Raw genomic sequence first — 25,163 nt, forward strand, 5'->3', positions numbered from 1 at the left:
AGATGTCTGTAACAACCCCTATTGATTATAGCCCATCCAGCATTTTGTTAGATGCCGTCGCCAGTGCGATATTAGAGGTATCTGATTGTGGGCAGCTAACTTATGCAAACACTGCAGCAGCTGGGCTATTCAATTACCCTCAATCCGCGCTTGAGGGTTTGTCCATCAATACCTTGTTACCAGACAGTTTTTGCATGCAAAAAAATGCGTTTAACGGTGATATTTTCAAGCCTCTAGATACGATTGCCGGTAACCTGGGGGGCACCTGCACTGGATTAAAACAGGATGGGGAGGGGCTTATACTTACGCTCCACCTTGCACCTATTAACAAACAGGGCTTGCGTTTTTTTATTGTCACCTTATTACCCGTCCCATTACGCACATTGTCGGACAATGAACAAGTAGATGAACCCCAGAAAAATAATGACATTTTTACCCGGGTGTTACAAGAAACCGACAACGCCGTGGTCATTACCGACCCGCTAGGCAAGATAAAGTGGGTCAACGACGGATTCACCCGGCTTAGCGAGTATGCTTTGCATGAGGTAAAAGGTAAAAAACCCGGGCACGTTCTGCAGGGAATAGATACCGACCTTGCAACTGTAAAACTGATGCATACTGCCGTGCAGCAGTGTGAACCGTTTAATGTTGAAGTATTAAATTACACTAAAAGTGGCAAACCCTATTGGCTGAAAATAAACTGCCATCCGATCTTTGACCAAAAAAAGTTCGCTGGACATATCGCCATGCAAAATGATATCAGTGAACAAAAAAATGCCGAAATAGCTCTGCTCCAAGCAAACCGCATGAAAAAAGCCATCTTAAATAATGCCAATTTGATCATTATTTCCTGCAATATCCAGGGTAACATTTTAACCAGCAACCAAACCGCTGAAACGCTGCTCGGTTACTCCCACAATGAAATGCTAACCCAGATAAATATTCTAGATTTGCATTTAACTGACGAATTAACCCACTTCGCCCGTTCGCAACATCACCCTCAACAAACGTCGCCCTTGGGATCATTATTTTGTAACGCGTCTTTAGGTAAGGTAGAGGAAACCGAGTGGACTTATGTCAGCAAAACCGGAGGGCAATTTCCGGTGCAACTGACCGTAACTACGTTAGGCGCCAAGGATAATCTGCAGGACGGCTTTCTCTTGGTCGGGCGGGATATCAGCCAATTTAAACAACTCGATAAAGAGCGACAACGGCAACAGGAGTTACTTGAAACCACTGGCGAAATGGCCAGCTTGGGTGGCTGGGAACTCGATTTAGTGCACACCGAATTGATTTGGTCAGATGAGGTTTACCGCATTCATGAGTTACCTATCGGCTCTACCGTCGACCTAGACAATGCTATCAATTTTTATGCCCCCTCTGCGCGCCCTGTTATTCAACAAGCTATCGAGCAAGCCATTGCGCAGGGCACGAAGTGGGATTTACAGTTGCCTTTTATTACCGCCAAAAACAATCACATCTGGGTAAGGGCGGTTGGGTATGCGGAATACGTGGAGGGTGAGGCAGTCAAGTTACGCGGCGCGTTTCAAGACATCACCACCTTAAAACAAACAGAAGAGAGGGCCAAAGAAGCGAGTCGCGCCAAAAGTGAATTTCTGGCCAACATGAGCCACGAAATCCGCACTCCAATCAATGGCATTGTGGGCATGAATGACTTGTTACTGGACTCTGAACTGACTAACAAGCAGCGTCACTACGCCGAACTGGTGCGCAGCAGCAGTGAATCTTTATTATTACTTATCAACGATATCCTGGATTTTTCGAAAATTGAAGCGGGCAAGTTAAGCATCGAAGCCATAGATTTTGATTTGCATTTACTACTAGGTAACGTGATTGATACTTTCGCCGACCGAGCCCAACAGAAAGGCCTGGAGTTGGTATTTTCTCTGGACAAGGCTGTACCTCATTGGATAAATAGCGATCCAGGCAGGATCAAACAGCTGCTGACAAATCTCATCAGCAATGCAATCAAGTTTACCGATAAAGGTGAGATCGTCCTGGCTGTCAGTACTGACAGCCAGCTGACACTGTGTTTTAGTGTCAAAGATAGCGGCATTGGCATTGAACCGGCAAAACAACAAAATTTGTTTAGCAAATTTATGCAAGTCGATTCCTCTACCACTCGCAACTTTGGCGGCACAGGTCTTGGTCTGGCCATCTGTAAACAGTTAACCGAGCTGATGGGTGGAGAAATAGGGGTAAAAAGTCAGTGGCAGCAAGGTTCAACATTCCGGTTTAGCATCCGATATTTGCCCAGCAATACTGAGCAGCAAGCAGAAACGCTGGCTGATTTTCACCACACTACAGTACTGGTAGTAGACGACAATACCAGTAGTAGAGACGTCTTGAGCAAGGAATTAGAGGATACCTATGTAAAAGTATTACAAGCAGAGAATGCCCAACAGGCACTCAAGCTTTTACGAGAGCATCAGCATGATCCGTCACCGATTAACTTGGCGTTGATCGATGTTCAAATGCCAGGCATGAATGGCGCTGAACTAGCCAAAGTCATCCGTAGCAAGCCACAATTCGATACACTTAGCATCACCCTAATGACACCTTTCCAATGGTCAGAAAAAGACACTGAGTCAGATATACCAGACAACATTAACTGCCTGGCAAAACCCATCAAACTCAACGATCTTTACAAGCATCTAAGACGCGCCATTACCCCCAGTACCCAACACCAAACGCAAGAGAGTGACACTAAAATTCTCAACCTGCAAAATCAACCACTCCATGTACTGATCGTCGAAGATAACTTTATCAATCAGCAAGTGGTCATCGAGATGCTGAAAAACATGGGTTGTACCATGTTATTGGCCGAAAATGGTCAGCAGGCCATCGATTTGTTGCAAAACGCAACTACCCTATTCGATGTGATATTAATGGACTGTCAAATGCCCGTCATGGACGGCTATGAAACCACTCGCGTTATCCGTAATAGCGCCCATCCCAACATAGCCCCCAACATCCCGATCATCGCCCTGACAGCTAACGCCATGAAAGGCGATAAGGAAAATTGCCTGGCTGCAGGTATGGACAGCTATCTGGCCAAACCAATTGAGCTTAAACTGCTCGGCGCCGAACTAAGGCGTTGGATAGGCAAATGACGTCACCTCTGTTTAACGTACCAGGCTAAGATTATTAATATTCAGTATCTATGTTTTTGAGCTTTTTCTCGAATTGCTGAAGATGCTCATCTTTTTCATAGTCGAAATGGTATTGATTGTGAAACCCAAAGCGCAGTTTTACATTAGCATCTTCCATAAAAACAGTATAACCGTCGAAATCACTATAGGCGGTGATCCCTCCCAGTAGATAACCTTCGTCTTTGGTTTCTCCGTGCTGACGAATTTTTTCAAATACATTTAATATAAATTTGCTATCAATCTCGTTTTTCATATTGTTCCTTGCTGTTGTGGTCAATGCCCTAACTTAAAACTTGTACCGTCTGTAATTTTGCCCATCAGATAGGGGAAATGCCTGACCAGTCTACTCCATAAAGCAATATATGGGCCGAGAAAGCAATATATGGGCCGAGGCCCTAAATCGGCTGCGCTAATTCCGCTTATATCTGTCTAATTCGAGCTTATAGTGTGGACTCACAAGGCCCTCAAGATAACAACCTATACCAGACAAGCTCGACAATGGGAGGATGGCACTGCCCTGACGGCCAATATCTGGTTAAACAAACAGGCCGCTAACGTACTTTTGGCATTAACCGGGACAAAATTTCATACTCTGTCCTGGGCAGACGTTTGCAACTCGTAGTTTGATTAAGGGTTTTTAACCCAATGCGCCTTGTCGTTTTTGTGATAACTACGTTTGACGGCTGACCAGGCCAATTTGTGGGGCGTTTCTTCTAAGCTTTGTTCTTCGCGCCTATCTTTAGGATCCTTATATTCAGCAAAAGCATGGTTAAAGGCCGCCAGATAAATTTCCTGGGCGTGTTTGGGTAAGGCATGCTGCACACTATCCGTTAGCATTGCTGTAAGTCCTTAGGTTACTAAACAAACATAAGCTTAGGGTGGCCACCAGGAGAAATAAAATTGGGGCCCCCTTCGCCATGCAGTTAATATTAAATAAGCACAGCAGGGCCAAAATTCAAGGACACACGTTGGTAAGGCAAAGTAATCAACAGGCAGCAAAATTTAAAAAGCTATTTCGACTGGCACGTGGGAACACTGCGGATTAACTCACACTCTTACTCATTTAATCTCGTTACGAATTTATGACTTGGTATTTGCAAACAATTTAGTAACCAGAGATACAACCAATAACACCAGGCCGCCTGCAATCAGACCAACTCCACCTTCGACTAAAATAGGCACGAGGGTGGCTATTATGCCCTGCGCTGGCACGGCTAGGACATGCATTAGCAACTGGGTATAATGATGAATAAACTCAATACTGTGTACTAATATACCGCCCCCTACCAGGAACATGGCGGCCGTGCCGACTATAGCCAAAAACTTCATTAATAAGGGAGCAATGATTAAAAGTCCGCGGCCCATAAAACGTTGTATTCGATTAAATGAGCCCGAAACCGATTTGCGTAACAGATACAACCCCGCATCATCCAGTTTGACTATGGCGGCGACCAGACCATAAACCCCCACCGTCACTGCCAAGGCAAGAGCCGATACCACGGCAATCTGGGTACTTAAGTCCGCTTCTCTGACGGTGCCCAGCACTATCACTATGATCTCTGCCGACAGGATAAAGTCAGTGCGAATAGCACCTTTTATTTTGTCTTTTTCAAGTGCCACCAAATCCACGTTTGGATCGGCCACGGCCGCCAACTTGGCTTGGTGTTGCGCTTCCAGCTCAGCTTTAGAGTGCAACCATTTATGAGAGATTTTTTCAAAACCCTCGAAACAAAGGTACAGACCGCCGATGACCAGCAAAACTACAATTAGCCAAGGTATGAAGGCGCTGATCAACAAGGCCGATGGCACCAAAATAAGCTTATTGAGAAATGAGCCTTTGGCAACCGCCCACACTACTGGCAACTCTCGGTCGGCCTTGACCCCGGAAACCTGCTCTGCGTTTAACGCTAAATCATCCCCTAATACGCCAGCGGTTTTTTTGGCTGCCACTTTTGACAGTACAGCCACATCGTCCAACAGGGTGGCAATATCATCGATTAGGGCAAGTAGATTGGATGCGGGCATACAGGGAACTCCAGGTTAGGGGGCGGTGTTTAAATAGACAGGATTAATTGATTCAAATGGCACAGGTAAAACGTCCAGCGGTGATAACTTGGTCAGCATATCACTGAGCGCTATTAACTGGATATTGTGTTTGCTCAATTCCGGTATTTTACGCATTAAATAATTAATCGTCTGGGCATGAGGATGACCGATAGCCAGTGCCTGGCCGTACTTATTGGCCAAACGTAACAGACGTTTAAATTGCTTGTCTATTTGCACTACATCCAAGTCATTATCCAAAAACACGTGACGGTGCAAGGTTGAGACACCGTTGGTTTTAGCGATATTTTCCGCTTGGCTGAATTTAGTGGTACGGCTATCCACAAATGCCAACCCTCGTTGGTGAAGAAAAAGCATGGTTACCAGCATGGGTTCACCAAGTTGGGTCAAGCGGCTGCCCATATGATTATTCAACCCCAGGGCATTGGGCACAGTATCGAAGGCCAACTGCAGTCTATGATTTATGTTCTGGGCCGACATACTGGCCAGTAATACCTCAGGCTCCTGTTTTAGGCCGGAAATAGATTCCATCGGCATATGCAGCAGCACGTCTCGTTGTTGATGGGTTGCGAGCTGGGCATAACGCGCCGTATAGGCCTTGTGAGGTAAGATCGATAATGCCACATTTTTGGGCAATTCGAAGGCGCTTACGTCACGGGAATTATTCCCGATATCGTCGATGATCAGCGCAATTTCAGCCCCCCGGGCACCATAAATGGGTGTGACAACGGCCAAAATCAGGGCCAGAATAAATATTGTTCGATACATACATTAACTTCTTATTATTTTATCTAAAAACGGACCGCTACGGCAGACCACCAAATCCGCCTGCGCAGCCTAAGGTTTCAACCATTGCGACGGATTAACGGGTATGCCTTTATGACGAATTTCAAAATACAGGTTTGGTGACTCTTGGCCACCACTTTGCCCCACCAAGGCGATAGATTCACCCGCTGAGACCACATCACCCGCCTGACGTAACAGCGCCTGGTTATGTCCATACAAACTCATATAACCATTGCCATGGTCGAGTACAGCAACCAGTCCAAAACCCCGCAACCAGTCGGCATACAACACTTTACCATCGTGTACGGCCACCACCTTATCACCGGTATTAGCATCAATTAATATGCCTTTCCAACGCACCTGTCCTTGGCGACGATCGCCAAAGAGTCGGCGGATCCTGCCCTTGGTGGGTTGCAACAATCGGCCTTTGAGTTTGCTTAAACCATCAAAAGACGTCGGCTTGAGGGCTGCCAGACGCTCGGCCTCTGCCAGGGCTTTGCGCAGGTTTTGCTCATTCACTTGCAGCTCTTCCACTTTGGCTGCATCAGATTCAATGGCCGAACGTATTTTTGCCAGGGTCATTTGCCGTGAGGCTTGTCGCTGGTTCAACTCCCGCTGCTGGGCCTTCTGGGTAAGTTGCAATGTCTCTAATTGCTGTTGTTTATCGAGCAGTTGCTGATTGACTTGGCGTAACTCTTTACCCCATTGACGAAATTCGTCAATTAGTTCACGCCGGGCTTTATTCAGATATTGATAGTAGGTAATAATCCGTTCAAACTTCCCAGCATCCTGTTGGTTTAGCAACATTTTCGCATAGTCATAATTGCCGGTCATAAAAGCACTACGCAACTGTTTGGACAGTACCTCTTGCTGCTGGTTGAGATTATTTTGCAACGTTTGTTGTTGGCTTTTGAGCTGGGTTTGTTGGGCGGTATTGGCCGCCAAATCAGTATCTGTGGTATTTAATGCTTTGGCGGATTGGGCAATTCTCAGCTCGGATTGCCTGAGTTCTCCTTGCAGGGATTTGGCTTGGGCCAGTTGCTGGGCAATTTGTTGTTGTTTGTGTTTGATTTGTTGTTGTACGGCTTTTAATTCATCACCACTTTGGGAAAATGCGTCAAATCCAAACAAACACATAAACAAAAAGCACCAATAGCTTGGTGCCTTCTTTTTAGCGATAAAGCGGCTGAATAACACTACCGGCTTTTAATCGAGTGTGACTATAGGAGTGCCGGTCATCTCATCAGGCTGAGGCATACCCATAAGATGCAACATAGTTGGCGCTACATCACTTAGGGTCCCACCTTCACGGGCAGTTGATTTCTGGCCAACATGCCAAAATGGTACCAGCTCGCTGGTATGAGCGGTATGGGCCTGGCCTGTTTCTTCATCTGCCATTTTCTCGGCGTTGCCATGATCTGCTGTGATCAGACAATCCCCTCCGACTTTTTTAATCGCTGCCACCACGCGACCAATACAGCTATCTACGGCTTCACAGGCTTTAACGGCAGCATCGAAATTACCCGTATGCCCGACCATGTCGCCATTGGGGTAATTACAGATGATCGCGTCAAATTTGCCCGACTCTATGGCAGCAACGAGTTTATCGGTTAATTCTTGAGAACTCATTTCTGGCTGCAGATCGTAAGTGGCTACATTGGGGGACGGGATCAATATGCGTTCTTCCCCTGGGTACAGATCTTCTCTGCCACCGCTGTAGAAAAACGTCACGTGGGCAAATTTTTCCGTCTCTGAAATGCGTAACTGGGTTTTATCATGTTTCGCTAACCACTCACCCATCACGTTTACCAAAGGTACAGGGGCAAAAGCCATAGGCGCATCAATACTCTGGGCGTACTGAGTCAACGTGACAAAAGCACTTAATTTAATATGCTGGCCTTTTTCGAATTCAGCGAAATCCGCCTCCACAAACGGGCGGCTGATTTCACGAGCCCTATCCGCTCTAAAATTCATGAAAAACAAGGCATCACCCGCTTCCAGTGGCACGGCGTCACCTACCACTGTGGGTTGCATAAATTCGTCATTTTCGTCTCGTTGGTAGGATGCCTCCAGGCCTTCAACAGCGCTGGCTACTTGAAATGTGCCTTGACCTTTACTGATGACGTTATAGGCTTTTTGCACACGATCCCAACGTGAGTCACGATCCATGGCGTAATAACGTCCCACCATTGTGGCGATTTTGCCCACACCTAGCTCGGCAAACACGGCATCGGCGGCCTCAAGGGAAGCCTTAGCGCTGCGTGGTGGCGTATCTCGCCCGTCGAGGAAGGCATGTAAATAGATTTTTTTCGCACCGCGCTGGGCGGCCAGTTTTAACATGGCAAAGATATGGTCTTGGTGGCTGTGCACCCCACCTGGGGACAATAAGCCCATAACGTGTACGGCTTTACCCTGGCTAATGGCTTTATCCACATTACTAACCAGCGTCTGGTTAGTAAAAAAATCGCCGTCACTGATGGCTTTGGTGACCCGGGTGAATTCTTGATACACCACACGTCCGGCGCCCAGATTGACATGGCCCACTTCTGAATTTCCCATTTGCCCCCCCGGCAAACCCACATCCATACCGGAAGCAGATATCAGGGTATAGGTGGAATCTTCCGTTAAACCATCTAACACGGGTGTATTGGCTGCGGCAATCGCATTGCTCTGGGTGTCTTCCCTATGCCCCCATCCATCCATAATAATTAAGGCGAGCGTTTTTTTGGCCTGGGTCATGAAGGTCTCCGTCGGTAAGGTTGTCTGTTATTAGTCACTGGGGCTGGGGATCAAAAATACAAAACTCATTGCAGCTTAACCGCCAAGACCCCCATATTATCCTGTCGATGCAATCCCGTCACGGTCATTTAGCTTTAAAATCAGATGGAATACAAAAAGTTACAGCGTGTTAATTATATGAGGGCGCTTTGGGCACTGGTTTCTGCACTCAAATTCTATATACTTTGCTCTCTTTTTTTGTCGTGCAATGCACGTAAGAGGCGTAAACGTTATGGATCAAGTGATTGAATTTGTCACAAATCACTACATTTTGGCAGGTTTATTCGCCGCCTTGGTGGTGTCTTTACTCTACACCACAGTGGCGAGTCAATTTTCTAAGGTAAAAGAACTCTCTACCCACGAAGCTACCTTGCTGATGAATAAGCAAGACGCCGTAGTGTTGGATATTCGCCCAGGGGTGGAATTTAAAAAGGGTCACATTTTAGGTGCGAAGCAGATTAAAGCCGAGCAAGTGACTAAAGCAGATTTCTCCCCCCTTGAAAAACAAAAAGACAAACCCATTATTGTTGTATGTGCCATGGGCATGACGTGTAAACGCACCGCGACTCAAATGCAAAAAGCAGGTTTTGAGCAGGTTAGCGTATTAAAGGGTGGGATGAATGCCTGGCAAGGCGCAAATCTACCAATCAGCAAATAACAGGTAGATAAAATATGAGTAAAGTTGAAATTTACACCAAGGGCCATTGCTCTTATTGTCATCGAGCTAAAGCTTTACTTGAGCAAAAAGGGATCGCTTTCAGTGAATTTAAAATTGATCTGCAGCCTGAACTTAGAACTGAGATGATCGAACGTGCGAATGGAGACTACACCGTTCCCCAGATATTTATCGGCACACAACACATAGGTGGTTGTGATGATATGTTTGCACTGGAATCACAAAACAAATTAGATACATTACTCGCCGCATAAGCGGCTATATAAAGGGAAGCATAATGGCTGACGAAAACCAAACAAACGACACTGGCGCAGCTCAAGCCGTGCAAGGTCCACAATTTTCAATTCAACGTATATTTACCAAAGATATATCCTTTGAAACTCCCAACTCTCCGGCTATCTTTCAAAAAGAATGGAAGCCTGAAGTGCAGCTTGATCTGGATACCCGTAGCACCAAGCTCGAAGAAAACCTGTATGAAATCGTGCTGGCGGTTACTGTCACGGCCAAGTTAGGCGAAGAAACCGCATTTTTGTGTGAAGTACAACAAGCAGGTATTTTTCAGATTGGCGAAATGCCGGAGCAAAACAAGGCGCACATGTTAGGCTCGTTTTGCCCTAATACGCTTTTTCCATATGCTCGGGAAACCATCTCGAACCTGGTTAACCGCGGTACGTTCCCGCCACTTAACCTGGCGCCTGTGAATTTTGACGCGATCTTTGCCGCCTATATGCAAAAACGCGCCCAACAGGCACAAGAAAGTGCCCCGGCCCAGCTTGACGCATAATTAATCAATGAACAGCAAACAATCTGTTTCAGTATTGGGGGCGGGGTCTTATGGCACCGCCCTTGCTTTTTGTCTGGCCAGAAATGGCGTGCAGACCTGTTTGTGGGGTAGAGACCCGAAGCAGATGCATAATATGGAGCAAACCCGCAGTAATCAGCGTTATTTACCTGATGCGATCTTTCCCCCTGCCTTGCATATCGAAGCGGATCTCGCGACGGCTGTCTCGCAAAATCGTGACTTGCTAATCGTGACCCCAAGTCACGGATTTTCGGATTTGCTGCGCCAGATTAAACCTCTGTTAACTGAGCAACAGCGTATTATCTGGGCAACCAAGGGGCTGGATCCCGAAAACGGTCGTTTATTGCAAGAAGTTGCCCGGGAAATACTTGGACCAGACATTCCATTGGCCGTAATTTCCGGCCCAACTTTCGCTAAAGAAATGGTAGCGGGTTTGCCCACCGCCATATCACTGTCGTCCACTGATGAGCAGTTATCGGTAGATTTCGCCAATATGTTACATTGCGCCAAATCGTTCAGAGTGTATAAAAACAACGATTTCATCGGGGTGCAGTTAGGCGGCGCCGTCAAAAATGTGATTGCCATAGGTGCAGGTTTAGCTGACGGTTTAGGTTTTGGATCCAACGCCAGAACGGCACTGATCACCCGGGGGTTAGCGGAATTAACCCGCCTGGGCATTAAGCTTGGCGCCCAGCCAGAAACCTTTATGGGCATGGCAGGGCTTGGGGATTTGGTGCTGACTTGCACGGATAACCAATCCCGTAACAGACGTTTTGGTTTAGCTCTGGGTAAGGGCAAAAGTATCCAGCAGGCCATGACAGATATCGGTCAGGTTGTTGAAGGTTACCGCAATACCAAAGAAGTACACCAATTAGCCAAACGTAGTCAGGTTGAAATGCCTATCTGCGAACAAATTTATCAGGTGTTATACAACGGCAAACCCGCCAAAGAGGCAGCTCTGGATTTACTTGGTCGTGAACAAACCTACGAATGATCCCGCTCGCCACTAACCTTTGGCGAGCAGATAACCACCCATGCAGACTCGATTACATAACAACCGTTATACGATCACCCGTTCCATGTGCGTATTTAGGTAACTTAAGGGTGAAAGACGTGCCGTCAGCCTCATTACTGGTAAGGGTTATACTGCCTTTGTGTCCTTGGGCCGCAGACTTGGCGATGGCTAAACCGATACCCCAACTTTTTTCCCTGGCTGGTTCATGACCTTCATAACGTTTGAGAAAACCAAATATCGTCTCCCAGTTTTGCCGGGGAATAGGCCTGCCGTAATTGTGCACCTTCACGGATATATCTGACTCGTCTTGGCTTACTGTCAGGGTGACCTGGGTTTCGCTAGTACCATATTTAAAGGCATTGGATACCAGATTCTCCACAATCCGAATGACCGCAAACACATCGAAAACCCCGGCTAGTTTACTGTCGAGTAACACCGCCTCAAAGCGCTGGCCATATAGGGCATAAGTATCATCAATTAATACCTTAAAATAACTATGCAGATCTTCGGCTTTAAACGCCAATTCCAAGCCCTGGCCACCTTCAATGGAAACCATTTGCAGCATATCTTCAAGCATCACACTCATGCGTCTGGAAGCCCGTTCCAATTTGCCCCCGTAGGAGACAATGTCGTCCGTGCCGTCTTCCATACTAAGCACAGAGCCGATGACACTGACCACGTTTAATGGATTGCGCAGATCGTGGATCAATGAACCGAGCAACTTACGCTGTACTTTTTGCAGTGACTGGGTAAAAGTACTGAGTGAATCCCGACTGCAACTCTCGATAACACAGGTGATTAACTGCAGATGATCGATATCCAGCAAATCCTGTTGCTGCAAAAAATCGACGATGATTTTTCTCAGTAATACATATTCCCAAAAGACTTTATCTACGTTGTAGGCATTAATCCGGGCGCGCTGTTTACCGTGGTCATTACCGGCATCGTCCTCATCGACAATCGTTCCTTGGGCATAAACCATGGGTACGATAGATTCTGCCCCATGCTGCTCACCGGCAAATTTGCATAATTCCTGAATAAGCACATCCAAGACAAAACGAATGTGGTTGGCCAACACATTATCAGATGTGGTCTCAGGCTCATTAAATTCTTCACGAATAGTCTTCACCCAAAGATCTATCAGTTTTTGTTTATTGTTTGTTAACAGCTCAACTATTTGAAGTGTGTTCTTTTTACTTGGGTGGGTTAATACGGCGTTGACATTCGCTGCACCCTCAATAGATTTCATATTCCAGCCTCATTTTGTGGCCGAATACTGGCCACCATTAAGCCTATGATAACCAATAAAAACACTGGTTGCACTTTCGAAGACGGCACCCGTGATTAAATTTGAAATAGTGAGTCTTTTAAGCCCGTAGGCCAGAATAAACCAGCCAATCTTGGGCAAACACCCCGGTTGACTGTATTTGTTCCTGACTCGGGGTACCGGTAATCTCGCCACTGGCCGAGTTAAGCACCAAACCACTGGCAAAAGGCACCCGTGGCTAATCAGCGGTAAGGTACTTGTTGTCCCCCTTACTGCGAGGCTCCCAGTGTACGCTTGGTTAACCTGGCCTGCAGGCAGTTGTTCAGTTGAAACGATATATGTTCAGGGTTCAGGGCTGATGCCATAGTCGTGCCTGGTAAGTCCCCAAAACGGTTATCAGGCAAGGATGATCTAATACTGACCCCAGGTGCTATATAGGATAAAAACGGGGCGCGGTTGGTGAAATAAGCCACGGTATCGCTATCGTTCGTCGCACCGACACTGATTGCCCCGCTCACACAACCTAGGGAGCTGATTTTATTGCTATAGCTGTTGTTCCCCGAGGCGGCCACAACGGCAATCCCGGCTTCAGTGAGTTGACTGACCGCCGCCTGGTAGCTCCGACTAGCAGAGTCACACTGGGTTTGAGTGGTAAAACCACCGCCCCCCAGACTCAATTCGCGAGAACACTTGAATGGCAATAATATCTGCATCTTTAGCTACTCCCGAAAAGGCATCCCCGGAGCCCGCCGCTATGCCCGCCACGTGAGTACCGTAGTAACAGCCAATGATGCTACAATTAATCCCTGCCCCAACCCCTCTTCGTTATCCGTGCCCGATGGGCACAATGACGTTGACTAGTTCGAGCCTCGCGTGGCGGAATAACAAGCCTCGGCCACGACCTTTGCGGCCACAAAAAAATGGAATTTATCCACACCAGTATCCAATATAACAATAGTTTTACCCGCACTGCTTTCGCCACTTTGCCATACAGTGTCTGCCCAGGGTACGTGGGAAAGTTAAATATTTCATTTCTGACTTCAATAATCGAAGCGTCATATTTTAGAGTAAAAGGCTGGGTGTCGAGGCGAGCTGACAATTGGCCTTTAGGCATAGATAAAAATGCATAGCCGTTACCCGAACGCCCTGTCGATCAAGTGGCGAAACCAGGCCAACGCCGCGTCCTGTTCGGTATTTTTGTGCCAATACAAATGGATAGCGATATCTGGCACCTCAAGGGGAACCGCCACAAGACACAGATCGTCTTGCATTAACTTTAAAGCTAATAATCTGGGCAGCGTCAACAAATAATCCGAGTTGGCCACTATGCTTCTGGCAGAGTAATAATTTTGACAACGAAGCACGATATTACGAGCCAGGCCTTGTTGTTGAAATAACAAGTCTTCTGCTGCGGCACCACTTGGCCGGTTGGATACCCCTATATGCCCGGCATGGAAATAGTTGTGTCTATCCAGGCTATCCATTAGAGGGTGATCCTTACGCAGTAATACGCAAAATTCATCATCAATCAGCTTTTTGTGCATCACTGGCGGCTTGATTGGCAAAGCAACATCCAAAATCATATCCAAGTGCCCGGCCCCTAGTTCCCGGGTAATAGTTGGGCGTTCCATTTTAATACTGGCAAAGGTCACATGGGGTGCCTGAATCGCTAATTCTTTAGCCAACAAAGGCAAAATAGACGGTTCCAGAGCATAGTGCATGCCGACACGAAAGTGATGTTCGCTAGTATCTGGATGAAATTCTCCCCAATGCTGCATAATTTGGCGCAAACGCATAAGGTTATCGATGATCAGCGGCGCCATGCGCTGGCAAGCGGGCGTTGGCAACATACGATTGTTACAGCGTTGGAAAAGCGGATCCCCCAAACATTCCCGCAAACGTTTAATGGCATGACTTACCGCTGAGGGAGTGATGTGCAGGGCCTTAGCCGTGCGGGTCATGTTCTGTTCCTGATATAAACTTTCAAAGATCTTGAGCAAATTTAAATCGAGTTTTTTTACACTTTGAACATCCGCCATAGGCACCTACTCAATGAATTTGGTTCATAGTATACAGGATGAATTTTTCATTTCATTCAAAGAAAAAATAAGTCTATGCTAAAGCCAATATCAATCTCAGTTGGAGTAGACCATGGACTTTGCCCACAGCAAAAAAACCTTAGATTATATTGCCCGTGTTAAAGCGTTTATGGATGAGCATGTTTACCCAGTAGAAGACCAAATCTACCGAGAGACAGAGGAGCTCAACCCCAGCGGTGACTGGACTAAATGGCAGATGCATCCCTTAATTGAACCGTTAAAAAACAAAGCCCAAGAAGCTGGTCTATGGAACCTGTTTCTGCCGGATGACAAGTTAGGAAAAGGATTAACCACTTTAGAATACGCACCACTGGCCGAAGAAATGGGCCGGGTGTTATTCGCTTCTGAAATATTTAACTGTAATGCCCCGGATACCGGCAATATGGAAGTGCTCTATCATTTTGGTAATGAACAGCAACAAGAAAAATGGCTTAAACCCTTACTGGCTGGCGAAATTCGTTCGGTATTCGGTATGACCGAGCCCGACGTGGCTTCATCTGATGCCACCAATATGCAGGCCACCGTTGAAGTCGACGGCGACGAGCTGGTGTTAAATGGCAAAAAATGGTGGTCTACCGGCTTAGGTCATCCCAATGCAAAGGTCACCATTTTCATGGCCTTGTCCAACCCTGAAAATGATAAACACTCTCAGCACGCCATGGTGATTGTGCCGCTGGATACCCCAGGTATCGAAATTAAACGCATGCTTAGTGCCTATGGCGACTTCGACGCGCCATCTGGCCACGGTGAAATGCACTTTACTAACGTGCGTGTTCCTAAACAAAACTTGCTAGTGGGCATGGGCAAAGGTTTTGCTATTGCCCAAGGACGCCTGGGACCGGGTCGTATTCACCACTGTATGCGCTCAATTGGTGGTGCAGAGAAAGCCTTGGAACTGGCGATAAAACGTGGTCTGAGTCGCACAGCATTTGGCAAACCAATCATTAAACTCGGCGGTAACGGCGAGCGGATTGCTCAAGCTCGAATTGCGATCCATCAAGCTCGTCTTATGACTTTACATGCCGCCTGGAAAATTGATGCTGTGGGGGTTAAAAACGCCATGACCGAGATATCCGCCATTAAAGTGGCTGTGCCTAAAATGTTGCAAGACGTGGTTGATATGGCCGTGCAACTGCATGGAGGTGCAGGTATGAGCAGTGATTTCCCATTAGCACGATTCGCAGCCGGGGCCCGAGCTTTACGTTTGGCCGACGGCCCAGACGAGGTACATATGGGTATGGTAAGCCGCTTAGAATTGAAGAAATATCAGTAATATGATTCAAGCTGTTATCGACCAATCCGTTACTGACCAGGCTGGCAGGCTTCGCCAGGGACAACCGCTCAAAGTTGAGTCTCTACTCCCTTGGCTTAGTGCTCAAATACCGGCTCTAAACAGCCCCCCTAAAGTGACCCAATACGCCGGTGGTGCCTCTAATTGGACCTATTGCCTAGCCTTTACAAATCCATGCGCCAAAGACACAGAAGTTATTTTGCCAAGGGGCCCCGCTGGCACCAAAACCAAAGGCGCCCATGACATGGGCCGGGAGTATCGTCTGCAAGCTGCTCTTAAGCCTGTCTATACCCAAGTGACCTCAAATGCTTGCCCACTGTGAAGATGATTCGGTGATAAGCGCAGAATTCTACATAATGGAGATGTTCAACGGTATTATCCCCCGTAAAAATCTGCCAAGAGAGTTACAGTTATGCACCAGTGACACACGTAAACTATGCGAAAACGCCCTAGATAGTTTAATCGAGCTACATAAAGTGGATTATCAAAGGGCAAACCTCGGTCATATTGCCAAAGGTAGTGGTTATACTCAGCGCCAGATCAACGGTTGCATAACTCGTTACCAAAAAGCCCGCACCTGGAATGTACCTAAAACAAATTACATCTGCGACTGGCTTAAAGCCAAACTTCCAGACAACAAGCACATGTGTTTGACCCACAATGATTTTCGTTTTGATAACTTAGTGCTCGACACCCAAAGCCCAGCCCGGTTTATCGGTGTACTCGATGGCAGCTAGCCCCCCTTGGGGACCCGCTCATGGATTGGAGTAATAGCTTGGCTTGCTGGGTGCAAACGGATGACGACCGTTTAGCCAAGTCGACTCGCCGCCAACCTACCCATTTACCCGGTATGTATTCACGTCAGGAAGTGAGCGAATATTACTCGGATAAAACAGGATTTAAAGTAGACAACTTTGCTTTTTATGAGGTGTATGGTCTGTTTTGGTTGGCTGCTATCGCCCAGCAAATATACTACCGCTATCATCACCAACAAACCGATAATCAGCGTTTAAAAACATTTTTTTGTGCATTATTTAATATGACAATACCGCAAAACAGTCCAAGGGAAACGCTAAGATGGCCAGTATCGATTTGATCCGTCATGGCCAAGCCTCATTTGGCAAAGACGATTACGATTGCCTTTCCGATTTGGGGGCGCAGCAAGCAGCGCATTTAGGAAATGATTTACTGCGACGGGGAATACAGTTCGACAAAGTCATTCGCGGCGGCATGTTGCGTCATCAACAAACAGCCGAAGGTTGTTTAGATGCCATGCAGACCAGTGGGCTGATTGTCGACCAAATGACAGTTGATGCAGGCTGGAACGAGTATGATCACCAAGACATTCTGGCCCAGCTTAACCCCGATTTTACTAGTGCTAGCGGAGCAAAAAACTATTTAATGCAGCAAGAAAAACCCAATCTTGCCCTACAGAACTTGATGGAAAAGGCTTTTTCGCGCTGGATCAGTAATGACTTTGCCGAACAGTACGTCGAGTCCTGGACAGCCTATCAAGACCGCATACAACAAACCTTGCAAACCACCATTAACGAAGCCAACGATGCAAAACATATCGCGGTATTCAGTTCCGGTGGGCCGATCGCCCTATTGAGCCAGGCGTTATTGAATATTCCAGAGTCCAATTTAATGGATTTAAATTGGACTCTGGTTAATTGCAGCATCAGTCAAATAATTTACAGCAGCAAAAGGCAAATATTGTCGACCTTGAATGACCATTCTGCTTTTGAAGGGCATCACCAACACCTTATTACTTACAAATAACACAGAGACTTTGCCATCATGATAAGAAAAAATATCGTAATCACCGGTGCCAGTTCAGGCTTGGGAAAGGGAATGGCAATTGAGTTTGCAAAAATGGGCCGCAACCTGGGTCTGTGCGCCAGACGCGTAGAACGATTAGAAGAATTAAAAACACAATTACTGAGCATTAATCCAAATATTCAGGTTTTTATTCGCCCATTGGATGTTGACGACCATCCTCAAGTATTTGAGGTTATCAAAGGGTTTGCACAAGATATGGGCAGTTTAGATCGAGTAATAGTCAATGCAGGCATGGGCAAAGGTGCCTCAGTTGGTACCGGTTATTTTCATGCTAATAAACAAACGGCTATCACTAATTTTGTGTCCGCATTAGCCCAATGCGAAGCTGCCATGGAAATATTCAGACAGCATAATTCTGGGCACCTGGTGACTATTTCTTCTGTCAGTGCCGTGCGCGGAGCACGACGCGCCATGACGGTCTATGCGGCGAGCAAGGCCGCCTTAACCTCGTTGACAGAAGGGATCAGAATTGATGTGCTCAATACCCCCATCAAGGTAACAACGATCCACCCCGGATTCATCCACAGCGAAATTAACGCTAAAGTTAAAACCGTGCCTTTTATTGTAGATACCGAAACAGGTTGTAAAGCCATGGTAAAAGCGATTGAAAAAGAAGTAGCCAGTAGTTTTGTCCCCACCTGGCCTTGGGCGTTATTCCGTTATGTGGCACGTATTGCCCCACTTTTTATACTGGCAAAAATGAGCTGAACCAGTCCACTCAACTGTGACTGACAAACTGCTCTACTGGATGGCACCGGAGCAAGGTCGTTTGTTAATAATAGCCCTGAGCAATAGCATACTTTATAGTGGTTTCTTCTACTTTGGGCGGGCAATGCTCAGCAGACTTAGTCATCAGTACTCCATTGTTGAGCCTCGCGAGATTACCCAGCCAAACATGCATACCCTTGAGCCCCCTAAGAATACCCGGTGTCAATTAAGAGTGTTGCACACCGATATTTTCAACTACAGAGTGGAAATTCAGCAGACAATTACCAATAAAACTGCTATTTTTTGTATACATTTATAATTTAAGTATACAAAATGACTAATCGTTCTCTTTTTTCTGATTTTAGCCTATCCGCTGTCAGCGCTGATTTTATTGCTGTTGTGGTCGGTTTTGCCAGCGCTATGGCCATAGTGTTTCAAGCCGCGCTGGCGTCCGGAGCTAGTCAGGCGATGATTGCCTCATGGGTGTGGGCGCTGGGGATTGGAATGGGAGTAGGCTGCATTGGATTATCCTGGTTTTACAAACGACCTATTATCATCGCCTGGTCCACCCCAGGTGCGGCATTACTGGCTACCAGCTTAACGGTGATGAACATTAATCAGGCAATCGGCGTATTTATATTTGTGGGACTGCTTACCCTGCTCACGGGGTTATCAGGCTGGTTTGACAAGCTCAGCAAGTGTATTCCGCTGCCGTTGGCTTCGGCTATGTTAGCGGGTGTCTTGCTGCAATTTGGCTTGAATATATTTGGTGCATTGCAAGCCAGTCCGTTAATGGTTGGTATTATGTTGGTTATTTATATGTTGGCCAGACGAATTTCTGCCCGGTACGCCATCCTGGCGGTTTTGCTTAGCGGCTTTATCTGCGCACATACTTTTCACCTGATTGATTATACTGTGATCCGCTGGGAAATGGCTCAACCTGTCTGGGTTACCCCCCAGTTTGAGATCAGTCACCTTATCGGCATTGGTTTACCATTATTTATTGTGACCATGACATCACAGAACATTCCGGGTGTGGCGGTGTTAAAATCCAGTGGTTATGAGCAACAGGCCATATCCCCAATTATCAGCTGGAGCGGATTGCTGAATCTGGTTTTTGCCCCTTTTGGTGGCTTTTCATTTAACCTGGCAGCGATTACGGCAGCAATCTGCACCAGTAAAGAGGCCCACCCTGATCCTGAAAAACGTTATGTGGCCGGTATAGCCACTGGCGTATTTAATATCATTGCCGATATCGCCGGTGCTGCTGTAGTCAGTTTGTTAGCGGCTTTTCCCTCTTCTTTGATTTCCGCCTTGGCCGGCTTGGCATTATTGGGCACCATAGGTTCAAGTTTGCTTATCGCCAGCCAGCAAAGTCATTACCGGGATGCGGCCATGCTCACCTTTTTAGTCACCGCCTCTGGTCTGTCATTTTTTGGCATAGCATCAGCATTTTGGGGCATAGTACTGGGTATGCTGGCGTTATTGATCAATAACAAAAAAAGAGACTTAACCATATGAGTGATAAACAAGCCGCAAATACCCTGTTTTTACGTTTAAAACAAGACATCCGCGATCATAGGTTGCCTCTCAATGTACCCCTTAAACAAGCCGACCTGGCCCTGCGCTATCAGGTGAGCCGCATACCTATACGTGATGTATTGCAACGCCTTAAAAATGAAGGCTGGGTAGTACAATGTGGCAAACGAGGTGTGATGATCCAACCTCTAAATGCAATTGATGCCCAAGACTTGTATCAGATGAGAATGCAGTTGGAACCGATGATCCTGGCCTATGCCATGCCAAATTTATCCTACCAGAATATCGGCCAAGCCCAGGATATTTTGCACCAGGCTAAGAATGTATCTAGTCTGTCTGTCTGTGAGCAAGGTGAGCTTAACTGGCGGTTTCACACCTGCCTATATCAGCAAGCCAATCATCCGTTACTGTTGGATACAGTAACCAGATTACATCAACTTAGTGCACGCTATATTGGCTTCCATTCAGTGGAATTGGATTACCTCGATACCAGCCAAGAACAACATGTCCAGCTGTTAGCCGCAATTAGTGCTAAAAAAACCGCTCTCGCCCAGCAGTTGCTTGAACAACATATCCGCCAAGCCGGAGAGATATTGGTCGCCCATTTAATTACCCAAATATAATACTGAAAATAGTAGATTCAGCTGGTATAATCCTGAATTAAGCCTAAGATGAATTTCACATTTTACGCTAAAAATCTTAACTGAAAGATTAGCCCAAGGTTGCGTTATAAATATATCCAAAGACCTACGTGCTTTAAATAGCCAAGACGCAGCCAAACTTCTGTACAGCAATGCCTTTTCCGGTTTAACCATCAGCCTGCTGGTTAGTACAGTTGTGGCATTTGGCTTTCGCAACCCAGCTACCCAACACACTAAATTTATCTGGTGGGGGATCATGCTTGCTGTGTTGCTCTTGCGCCTGATTGACCTACTTTATTGGCAAAAGCGGTTAAGTTTCAAAGGTGTCAGCGGTAGCGCCTGTATCAAACGGTTTTCTGTGGGAAGTTTGTTAACCGCTTGTATTTGGTCTGCTCTACCTATCGTCATATTCGAACAAATGAACTTACTTGAATTGACCGCTGTGGTCCTGATCATGACCTTTATGGCGGCTGGTGCCCAGTCAGTGTTATCGGCGAGTATGCCCCTGTGCATGTCGTACACCCTGGTTTTGCTTGTACCGATTTGTGTATTAGGAATTTTGTCCCCTGAGGAGCTTCGACAAATTCTGGGCTATTTGGGTCTTGCGTTAAGTATCGGGTTATTTTTCACCTCAGCCAAAGCCTCTAAATATACCTCGGAGTCCATTAACGTTAGAAATATTAATGATTGTTTAGCTAAGCAGATGAACGAGGAAAAAGACCAGCTCAATAAGGTCAACAACGAATTAAGTGCGGCTTACGATAAGCTCAATGCTATCAATTTTAACCTTGAAGATGAAGTCACCAAACGAACCGCAAAAATTTACCAGCTCTCCTATCTGGACCCCTTAACCCAATTGATGAACCGTAAGGCTTTTACCCAGGAATTAGCCAAACTAACGGCCCGCTGCGCTAACAGCACTAGCGCACTGGCTCTGTTATTTATTGACTTACACGGTTTTAAAAAAATCAATGACACTATGGGTCATCAAGTTGGAGACAAGGTACTGATCGAGGTGGCAAACCGGATAAAAGCCTTCGCCGACGATAATAAGTCCGGTAGATGGGGAGGGGATGAATTTTTGGTAGCCCTGCCCTATAGCGACAGCGATACGGCGAAATCTATTGCCGGGGCGATCATTAGCAGTATTTCTCAAGCGATACTGGTCAACGGCAATGAGCTGCATCTGAGTGCGACAATAGGCATAGCCATGAGCCCGGAACACAGCGTTTCTGCGACCGAACTTATCCAGCTGGCGGACTTGGCCATGTGTGAGCAAAAAACCTTTGCTCCCCGTGAACCGCGATTATTCAGCGCTGAATTGCAGCAAAAAGTGCTCGACTCTCAAGAGATCCTTTACGGCCTACAACATTCCATACAGCATCGTCAGCTATATTTGTGTTATCAACCTATCCAATGTGCCAAAGACAATACCTCCTGGGCATTTGAAGCCTTGTTAAGATGGGATTTTAACGGCCGTTTTATCGGTCCAGATACATTTATACCCTTAGCCGAAAAATCTGGCTTGATAAAAGAAATAGGTGCTTGGGTTCTTAATCGGGCTTGTATGGATGCCAGCCAATGGCAACATTGTCCCCATGCGGCGGTCTCCGTTAATGTTTCAGTGATCCAATTGATGGATGACAGTTTTATCCGTACTCTGGACAACGCACTGCGCAGCAGTGGTCTGGCACCCCATAGGTTGCATTTGGAAATAACAGAATCCATATTCGTCGATAACCATATAAAGATTAAGCAGCAGCTGGCGGCTATTCAGCAACGTAAAGTGCATCTATCAATGGATGATTTTGGTACCGGCTATTCGTCCTTGTCGCAGTTACAAACTTTATCGGTCAATTACGTCAAAATTGATAAATCCTTTGTGGATAATATCGAACATAATGGTGAAGCCATTATCCGGGCAACCTTGTTTATCGCCCGAGAATTAAACTGCCAAACTGTCGCTGAAGGGGTCGAAACCAAAGAGCAGGTATTAGCGTTGACAGCCATGGGGGTAGATTTTTTGCAGGGTTATTATTTTGCCAAACCTATGCGCAACGAAGTTCTTATTAACTGGCAAAACCCGATTACCGATACCACCAAAGCCTTCCCCTAGACCTAGGTAAATTGGCGTACTAATCTCCCGTATCAATTGCGGCTATGATTTCGAGGGTAAAGACGGCAAAATGCCCAAATACTTTTATCGGGATCCCTTATTACATGGCTCAGCTTTATTTTTACTACGCTGCAATGAATGCAGGCAAATCTACCTCTTTGCTCCAGTCAGCCTACAATTACAAAGAACGCGGCATGCGCGCCGAGATTTTCACTGCAGCATTGGACGACCGGTTCGGCATTGGTAAAGTAGCATCACGTATCGGCCTGGAAGCAAACGCCCACCTGTTTAACGATACCAGCGAGCTATTTACACAAATACAAGACCTGCAACAAAGTGGCAAAATAGATTGCATTTTCATCGACGAAGCCCAGTTTCTCAGCAAAGTCCAGGTACAACAATTAGTGAAGGTCGTTGACGACCTTGGGGTACCGGTCCTGGCTTACGGATTGCGTACCGACTTTCTCGGAGAAACATTCGAGGGTAGCCGATATCTTATGGCCTGGGCGGATAAGCTGGTTGAGCTCAAGACCGTTTGTCACTGCGGGCGTAAAGCCACTTTTGTGGTACGTCTGGACGCGCAAGGCCAGGCCGCAAAAGAAGGGGCCCAGGTCGAAGTTGGCGGCAATAACCGGTATGAATCTGTGTGTCGTAAACATTTCAAAGAACTGGTTTGGTAAACCCCAATGGTCAAAGGTAAAGGATGCCAGGTAATAAAAAAGGGCCACTGTAGGCTGATACGAAATTTGGGAACTGATTATTCAGTTCCCTTTTTATTTTAAATTATTTGTTATCCTAATGGCAGGTGATCCGACATTACAGACATAGCTAGATCTAAAACTAGTTCAGCATTTAAGGGGTAAAGTGAGTTCTTTAGGACATTTTTTTTTAAAATGTGTAGCTGAACCTAAATATTATCCATAGGACTTTGTGTATTGCCAAATTTAGTCCCAATCACATGGGTATATATTTCGGTTGTTTTAACATCAGCATGACCAAGTAAGTCTTGAACTGTTCGAATGTCAGCACCACTTCGTAAAATCTGGGTCGCAAAAGAATGTCTACTATGTCTTGCAAGACATAGGCGCCATTCCTTTGCGACTCATCTGCTTGAGCGAGGTGTGAGTTTACGTGCCATTCAAACTCATCTAGGTCATGCCAGTCCTATCACCACTGCGCGATATACCAAGATGACCGAAGGAGTGAGTCAAAACAGTGCCCTGATGATTAATGACATGCTCAGCACTGCCCAAATTGACTGGGTTAAGGCCGGTGTTGAGGAGAAGAGCGATGATTAAGCTCGCCGATATTCTACGTGAGCATCATGCTGAATTTATCCGTGCTTATGGTCATCGCATACACAGTGCATCACGCGATAAACTGAATCAGGCACGGGCTTGTTGCCAACAAGCACCAGTGAGTTTACCCCGACTGGTGAGTTGGCAGAGATATTTAAGTCAATGGAGTGAACCACGGTGTGAGGTATGTGGCAGTTTACTGCATCATCAAGAGCGAGAAATAACGCGCCATGCAGCCTAAGGATGACAACACTCACATAATAGGGGTGAGTTTAATTGTGCCTGTCATAAATAAAGAGGGAGTATTTTTATGCGGTGGGGGCGAAAAACGTTTGCCTGTGATTACGGCCTTCATGCATAGTAAAGGGATAAAATAAAAACGAACCGCCATAGATCAGCAAGTCGGCAAGTCCAACAAGTAAATCAACCCACCCTAGCAGTAAGTAAGAGTGGTGAGATCTCACTTTTTTGGAGTACACCGGTTTTTTTTACCTCAAGCTAGGGTCGGTTATTTAAACGTTAGGTATTTATCAAACAATGGAGTTGTTATGAAGTTCATATTAATAATCGGATTCTTACTCACAAGCTTAATTTCGTCGAAAGCTGTAATTGCTTCAAGCTGTAATTCTGAATGCCAGTTGGCTCAAATTAATTCATACTTTTCAGCTTTAGATAAAGTTAGCCGCAAAAATTCAAACGTTAAAGACATCGATTCATTGTTGTCATTAACTCACGATGCAGTCAAATACGTTCATGTGGAGTATGAGGCTAACTTTACCAAGGAATCATGGCGAAAAGCTTTTATTCGTAACCTTGAACGTGGGACATATCAAAATAGCGTTAAAAATGAGATACGTGTTCTAAGCAGCATATTTGGTGAAAATCATACAGCAATAGAATATTCTCATGGGGTAATCCAACCCGATGGTACTTGGCAACAAACTAATCCATTACTTGTTGTGTTTGGTTTTACTAACGGAAAAATATCACTAATCAAAGAGTTGTGGTAAAAATACCTAACAAGTTGCCTAAGTTCGCCGCAAAAAGCGCGGCTGGGACAAATACTCA

The 25,163-nt window shown here is 46.1% G+C and carries 23 protein-coding genes and 3 pseudogenes; 16 read left to right on the top strand and 10 right to left on the bottom strand.

All coding sequences use genetic code 11. The annotated features are described in order from the left end of the window. Positions 1–2: 2 nt before the first annotated feature. Positions 3–3,134, top strand: coding sequence for a response regulator (locus tag AC3RV5_RS18520; protein ID WP_489729058.1), 3,132 nt, complete (start codon positions 3–5; stop codon positions 3,132–3,134). 34 nt (positions 3,135–3,168) lie between these two features. Here the strand turns inward: AC3RV5_RS18520 and AC3RV5_RS18525 are convergent, their stop codons facing one another. The 6 genes from AC3RV5_RS18525 to gpmI form a co-directional block, all read right to left on the bottom strand. Beyond that, positions 3,169–3,426 (bottom strand): DUF3081 domain-containing protein, encoded by a 258-nt coding sequence (locus AC3RV5_RS18525; RefSeq protein WP_489729059.1) that lies wholly within the window; start codon positions 3,424–3,426, stop codon positions 3,169–3,171. Between the two features lie 374 nt (positions 3,427–3,800). After that, positions 3,801–4,010 carry a ChaB family protein gene (locus AC3RV5_RS18530; RefSeq protein WP_489729060.1) on the bottom strand — a complete coding sequence of 70 codons (210 nt, stop codon included), beginning with the start codon at positions 4,008–4,010 and terminating at the stop codon, positions 3,801–3,803. Between the two features lie 243 nt (positions 4,011–4,253). Further along, complete coding sequence (locus tag AC3RV5_RS18535) at positions 4,254–5,198, bottom strand: DUF808 domain-containing protein (protein ID WP_489729061.1); 945 nt, start codon at positions 5,196–5,198, stop codon at positions 4,254–4,256. Positions 5,199–5,213: 15 nt separating this feature from the next. Continuing rightward, positions 5,214–6,005, bottom strand: a complete 792-nt coding sequence (locus AC3RV5_RS18540; protein WP_489729062.1) for a divergent polysaccharide deacetylase family protein — start codon at positions 6,003–6,005, stop codon at positions 5,214–5,216. Positions 6,006–6,074: 69 nt separating this feature from the next. Next, the gene (locus AC3RV5_RS18545; protein ID WP_489729063.1) at positions 6,075–7,166 is read right to left on the bottom strand and encodes a murein hydrolase activator EnvC family protein; all 1,092 of its coding nucleotides are present in this window, start codon (positions 7,164–7,166) and stop codon (positions 6,075–6,077) included. 63 nt (positions 7,167–7,229) lie between these two features. Then, positions 7,230–8,762 (bottom strand): 2,3-bisphosphoglycerate-independent phosphoglycerate mutase, encoded by a 1,533-nt coding sequence (gene gpmI / locus AC3RV5_RS18550; protein ID WP_489729064.1) that lies wholly within the window; start codon positions 8,760–8,762, stop codon positions 7,230–7,232. Positions 8,763–9,033: 271 nt separating this feature from the next. Here gpmI and AC3RV5_RS18555 point away from each other — a divergent pair, with 271 nt between their 5' ends. The 4 genes from AC3RV5_RS18555 to gpsA are packed head-to-tail and all read left to right on the top strand — an operon-like array spanning position 9,034 to position 11,273. Next, complete coding sequence (locus AC3RV5_RS18555) at positions 9,034–9,459, top strand: rhodanese-like domain-containing protein (protein ID WP_489729065.1); 426 nt, start codon at positions 9,034–9,036, stop codon at positions 9,457–9,459. 14 nt (positions 9,460–9,473) lie between these two features. Continuing rightward, a complete protein-coding gene (grxC, locus tag AC3RV5_RS18560; RefSeq protein ID WP_489729066.1) occupies positions 9,474–9,731 on the top strand; it encodes a glutaredoxin 3 in 258 nt (85 codons plus the stop codon). A 23-nt stretch (positions 9,732–9,754) separates the two neighbouring features. Further along, positions 9,755–10,261, top strand: coding sequence for a protein-export chaperone SecB (gene secB, locus AC3RV5_RS18565; RefSeq protein ID WP_489729067.1), 507 nt, complete (start codon positions 9,755–9,757; stop codon positions 10,259–10,261). 7 nt (positions 10,262–10,268) lie between these two features. After that, positions 10,269–11,273, top strand: a complete 1,005-nt coding sequence (gene gpsA / locus AC3RV5_RS18570) for an NAD(P)H-dependent glycerol-3-phosphate dehydrogenase (protein ID WP_489729068.1) — start codon at positions 10,269–10,271, stop codon at positions 11,271–11,273. A gap of 52 nt (positions 11,274–11,325) precedes the next feature. Here the strand turns inward: gpsA and AC3RV5_RS18575 are convergent, their stop codons facing one another. From AC3RV5_RS18575 to AC3RV5_RS18585, 3 genes and pseudogenes are all read right to left on the bottom strand, one after another. Beyond that, positions 11,326–12,543 carry a sensor histidine kinase gene (locus AC3RV5_RS18575; protein ID WP_489729069.1) on the bottom strand — a complete coding sequence of 406 codons (1,218 nt, stop codon included), beginning with the start codon at positions 12,541–12,543 and terminating at the stop codon, positions 11,326–11,328. A 287-nt stretch (positions 12,544–12,830) separates the two neighbouring features. Beyond that, positions 12,831–13,326 (bottom strand): annotated as a pseudogene (locus tag AC3RV5_RS18580) (S8 family peptidase). 368 nt (positions 13,327–13,694) lie between these two features. Further along, positions 13,695–14,600, bottom strand: a complete 906-nt coding sequence (locus tag AC3RV5_RS18585) for a LysR family transcriptional regulator (RefSeq protein WP_489729070.1) — start codon at positions 14,598–14,600, stop codon at positions 13,695–13,697. 112 nt (positions 14,601–14,712) lie between these two features. On the opposite strand from AC3RV5_RS18585, the gene AC3RV5_RS18590 reads away from it, so the two are divergent. The 8 genes and pseudogenes from AC3RV5_RS18590 to AC3RV5_RS18625 all read left to right on the top strand — a co-directional run bounded on the left by AC3RV5_RS18590 (position 14,713) and on the right by AC3RV5_RS18625 (position 23,477). Further along, the gene (locus tag AC3RV5_RS18590; protein WP_489729071.1) at positions 14,713–15,933 is read left to right on the top strand and encodes an acyl-CoA dehydrogenase family protein; all 1,221 of its coding nucleotides are present in this window, start codon (positions 14,713–14,715) and stop codon (positions 15,931–15,933) included. 1 nt (position 15,934) lies between these two features. Beyond that, positions 15,935–16,994 (top strand): annotated as a pseudogene (locus AC3RV5_RS18595) (phosphotransferase family protein). A 34-nt stretch (positions 16,995–17,028) separates the two neighbouring features. Next, positions 17,029–17,733 (top strand): histidine phosphatase family protein, encoded by a 705-nt coding sequence (locus AC3RV5_RS18600; protein ID WP_489729072.1) that lies wholly within the window; start codon positions 17,029–17,031, stop codon positions 17,731–17,733. Between the two features lie 18 nt (positions 17,734–17,751). Further along, the gene (locus AC3RV5_RS18605; protein ID WP_489729073.1) at positions 17,752–18,501 is read left to right on the top strand and encodes an SDR family oxidoreductase; all 750 of its coding nucleotides are present in this window, start codon (positions 17,752–17,754) and stop codon (positions 18,499–18,501) included. 333 nt (positions 18,502–18,834) lie between these two features. Then, positions 18,835–20,022, top strand: a complete 1,188-nt coding sequence (locus AC3RV5_RS18610) for a benzoate/H(+) symporter BenE family transporter (RefSeq protein WP_489729074.1) — start codon at positions 18,835–18,837, stop codon at positions 20,020–20,022. After that, positions 20,019–20,663 carry a GntR family transcriptional regulator gene (locus AC3RV5_RS18615; protein ID WP_489729075.1) on the top strand — a complete coding sequence of 215 codons (645 nt, stop codon included), beginning with the start codon at positions 20,019–20,021 and terminating at the stop codon, positions 20,661–20,663. The genes AC3RV5_RS18610 and AC3RV5_RS18615 overlap by 4 nt, the downstream gene beginning before the upstream one ends. A 214-nt stretch (positions 20,664–20,877) precedes the next feature. Continuing rightward, positions 20,878–22,797, top strand: a complete 1,920-nt coding sequence (locus tag AC3RV5_RS18620; RefSeq protein WP_489729076.1) for a putative bifunctional diguanylate cyclase/phosphodiesterase — start codon at positions 20,878–20,880, stop codon at positions 22,795–22,797. Between the two features lie 104 nt (positions 22,798–22,901). Further along, positions 22,902–23,477, top strand: coding sequence for a thymidine kinase (locus AC3RV5_RS18625; protein ID WP_489729077.1), 576 nt, complete (start codon positions 22,902–22,904; stop codon positions 23,475–23,477). Between the two features lie 227 nt (positions 23,478–23,704). Here the strand turns inward: AC3RV5_RS18625 and AC3RV5_RS18630 are convergent. Further along, a pseudogene (locus tag AC3RV5_RS18630) lies at positions 23,705–23,860 on the bottom strand (tyrosine-type recombinase/integrase); the annotation flags it as partial. A gap of 58 nt (positions 23,861–23,918) precedes the next feature. Between AC3RV5_RS18630 and AC3RV5_RS18635 the strand changes: the two are divergent. The 3 genes from AC3RV5_RS18635 (at position 23,919) to AC3RV5_RS18645 (ending at position 25,105) form a co-directional block, all read left to right on the top strand. Next, positions 23,919–24,095, top strand: a complete 177-nt coding sequence (locus AC3RV5_RS18635) for a hypothetical protein (RefSeq protein ID WP_489729078.1) — start codon at positions 23,919–23,921, stop codon at positions 24,093–24,095. Then, positions 24,088–24,336 carry a hypothetical protein gene (locus AC3RV5_RS18640; protein ID WP_489729079.1) on the top strand — a complete coding sequence of 83 codons (249 nt, stop codon included), beginning with the start codon at positions 24,088–24,090 and terminating at the stop codon, positions 24,334–24,336. The genes AC3RV5_RS18635 and AC3RV5_RS18640 overlap by 8 nt, the downstream gene beginning before the upstream one ends. A 307-nt stretch (positions 24,337–24,643) precedes the next feature. Further along, positions 24,644–25,105: a hypothetical protein gene (locus AC3RV5_RS18645; protein WP_489729080.1), complete on the top strand. Its 462-nt coding sequence runs from the start codon at positions 24,644–24,646 to the stop codon at positions 25,103–25,105. The last annotated feature ends 58 nt before the right edge of the window (positions 25,106–25,163 follow it).

The organism is Paraglaciecola sp. IT1134, assembly GCF_058068185.1.

Coding starts and splice junctions, on each gene's coding strand:
- AC3RV5_RS18520 (WP_489729058.1), top strand. CDS start 3: ATGTCTGTAACAACCCCTATTGATTATAGCCCATCCAGCATTTTGTTA.
- AC3RV5_RS18525 (WP_489729059.1), bottom strand. CDS start 3,426: ATGAAAAACGAGATTGATAGCAAATTTATATTAAATGTATTTGAAAAA.
- AC3RV5_RS18530 (WP_489729060.1), bottom strand. CDS start 4,010: ATGCTAACGGATAGTGTGCAGCATGCCTTACCCAAACACGCCCAGGAA.
- AC3RV5_RS18535 (WP_489729061.1), bottom strand. CDS start 5,198: ATGCCCGCATCCAATCTACTTGCCCTAATCGATGATATTGCCACCCTG.
- AC3RV5_RS18540 (WP_489729062.1), bottom strand. CDS start 6,005: ATGTATCGAACAATATTTATTCTGGCCCTGATTTTGGCCGTTGTCACA.
- gpmI (WP_489729064.1), bottom strand. CDS start 8,762: ATGACCCAGGCCAAAAAAACGCTCGCCTTAATTATTATGGATGGATGG.
- AC3RV5_RS18555 (WP_489729065.1), top strand. CDS start 9,034: ATGGATCAAGTGATTGAATTTGTCACAAATCACTACATTTTGGCAGGT.
- grxC (WP_489729066.1), top strand. CDS start 9,474: ATGAGTAAAGTTGAAATTTACACCAAGGGCCATTGCTCTTATTGTCAT.
- secB (WP_489729067.1), top strand. CDS start 9,755: ATGGCTGACGAAAACCAAACAAACGACACTGGCGCAGCTCAAGCCGTG.
- gpsA (WP_489729068.1), top strand. CDS start 10,269: ATGAACAGCAAACAATCTGTTTCAGTATTGGGGGCGGGGTCTTATGGC.
- AC3RV5_RS18575 (WP_489729069.1), bottom strand. CDS start 12,543: ATGAAATCTATTGAGGGTGCAGCGAATGTCAACGCCGTATTAACCCAC.
- AC3RV5_RS18585 (WP_489729070.1), bottom strand. CDS start 14,600: ATGGCGGATGTTCAAAGTGTAAAAAAACTCGATTTAAATTTGCTCAAG.
- AC3RV5_RS18590 (WP_489729071.1), top strand. CDS start 14,713: ATGGACTTTGCCCACAGCAAAAAAACCTTAGATTATATTGCCCGTGTT.
- AC3RV5_RS18600 (WP_489729072.1), top strand. CDS start 17,029: ATGGCCAGTATCGATTTGATCCGTCATGGCCAAGCCTCATTTGGCAAA.
- AC3RV5_RS18605 (WP_489729073.1), top strand. CDS start 17,752: ATGATAAGAAAAAATATCGTAATCACCGGTGCCAGTTCAGGCTTGGGA.
- AC3RV5_RS18610 (WP_489729074.1), top strand. CDS start 18,835: ATGACTAATCGTTCTCTTTTTTCTGATTTTAGCCTATCCGCTGTCAGC.
- AC3RV5_RS18615 (WP_489729075.1), top strand. CDS start 20,019: ATGAGTGATAAACAAGCCGCAAATACCCTGTTTTTACGTTTAAAACAA.
- AC3RV5_RS18625 (WP_489729077.1), top strand. CDS start 22,902: ATGGCTCAGCTTTATTTTTACTACGCTGCAATGAATGCAGGCAAATCT.
- AC3RV5_RS18640 (WP_489729079.1), top strand. CDS start 24,088: ATGATTAAGCTCGCCGATATTCTACGTGAGCATCATGCTGAATTTATC.
- AC3RV5_RS18645 (WP_489729080.1), top strand. CDS start 24,644: ATGAAGTTCATATTAATAATCGGATTCTTACTCACAAGCTTAATTTCG.